The organism is Flavobacterium rhizophilum, assembly GCF_046000485.1.
GTDB lineage: Bacteria > Bacteroidota > Bacteroidia > Flavobacteriales > Flavobacteriaceae > Flavobacterium > Flavobacterium rhizophilum.
Window position 1 is genome coordinate 1 of the sequence record NZ_JBELQB010000023.1, and the last position, 1,922, is coordinate 1,922.

The 1,922-nt window shown below is 50.4% G+C and carries 1 pseudogene; it reads right to left on the reverse strand.

The window, feature by feature from the left end:
* Positions 1–1,922: pseudogene (locus ABS768_RS17485) on the reverse strand (hypothetical protein); the annotation flags it as partial.

The following is a 1,922-nucleotide window of genomic DNA, read 5'->3' on the forward strand; positions in this document are numbered from 1 at the left end:
GCATCTAAAGCCGCCTGGTCAAAGTAGAACCTTACAAGGTAGTCCGCAGGGTCCTGATCTGCTCCCTGTAAGATCTCAGGGATATGGCTGCTTAGTATAAAGGTGGCAAAGCCATCAGTGTTCTGTTCACATATAGCATATGGAGGGATGGTTCCGTTTTCTCCTAATGCCGGTAGCGGGTTAACGATAAGTTCCAGTTCTACGATCTGGTAACATACCGCATCGTTAGGGTTACCTGTATTGGCCTCTACCCTTACATATACTATGGCGTTGCCGCTTTCATAGGCTGTCGGGTCGGCGATAGGGTTGATGTCCTGATCCGCATCCTCATAACTCTGGTGGTAGCTTAACACTAGGTTTGGCTCGTTGTCCATGATATCATCTGCTGCAAGGGTAAGGTCAAACTCTTCCACGCCGTCGCCTGCTCCGTTGTCATCACACAGTACCAAAGCATCAGGCTCCGTATTTGGTGTTGGCAATGGTAGTACGCGGATGGTCAGGGTCGTATAGCTCTTACAGCCTTCCAATGTGATTACCTCTACCGTAAGGGTTAACGGGTTAGACGGGTTCACATAGCTCGATGGGTTCGCAATTGGTGTGGTAGCTCCCGGCTCATAGTAGTTTACCGTATAGCCCAGTCCTACGCCAAACGGACCTAATATTGTGTTGTCCATTACCGTTAGGTCAAACTCTGCCTGTCCGTCATTCGGTAAGGCTTCGTTACAGATCGTAAGCACCGGTGGGGTGGTAAGTGCCAGTGGCGTGTTTACATGCAGGGTGAAGGTCGCTATGCTGTAGCAGCCTGTAGCGATGTCCTCTACCCTTACCCAGATTACCTGACCGTCGGCTCCGTTGTAGGCCGTGTCGTTGGTGATTCTCGGTGCTCCTGCCTCTGCTGCTGCTTCGGTAGTAAAGTAATGGATCGTATAATCGGCATCCGTGCCGTCTAAGGCATCAAGGATGACAGCATCATGAATGGTAAGGTCGATAGCCGTTACCCCGTCCTGGTCGTTGTTGTCCTCATCACATAGGGTGATGTCTTCAAGATCCGGCAGTTGTGGGGCATCCACCACCACAAGGTCTAAGGCATAAGCCGTAGAGGTATAGCAACCTGTTACCGTATTTTCAACCCTTACATAAATGGTTTGGGCATAGGCTACGTTGTTGGTATAGTTATCAGGGTTAGGGATAGGGTTTAAGCCGTTCTCCGCATCGATAGCCGTTTCATGGAAGGTAACTGCAAGGTCCTCGCCGTTATCTACCATATCTTCCACTAAGGCTTCAAGGTCAAACTGGGCAAAACCGTCACCGTCAGGGTCACATACCAACAGGTCCTCTGCTGATGGGGGTACCAGTACCGGTAGCGGGGCTACCCTGATATCAAGTAGTACGATCCTGTAGCAGCCTGTCGCTTCAAAGGTTACCCTTACATAGATGGCCTCAACCGTACTCTGGTTGGTGTAGGCCTCAGGGTTAACAATAGCATTGGCGCCTGACTCTGCATCGGCCAAGGTATGGTGGAAGGTAAGGTTGATACCGTCCTGGTTACCGATGATCTCTTCTGTTTTGCTCGTTAGGTCAAACACTTCTGTTTCATCAGGCTGACCGTTTACCGTATTCTCATCACAAAGCGTGTAGGGTGTAGGCTGATTGGCCTGCGGTAGCGGGTGAACAATAAGTTCAAGTTCCACTACATCATAACAGCCTGTAGCGTTATTGGTAACTCTGATGTATACAATACCGCCGGTGCTGGTGTAGTTACCAGGGGTAGCGATAGGACTCGCGTTGTCTGCAGCATCCTGTGCGCTCTCATGGTAGCTTACGCTGTATTGGGCAGGGTCTAAAAGTCCCAGTACTTCAGACTCTACAGACGTCAGGTCAAAGATGCCTTCCCCGTCCGAATCGTCAAGGCCGTTGTCACA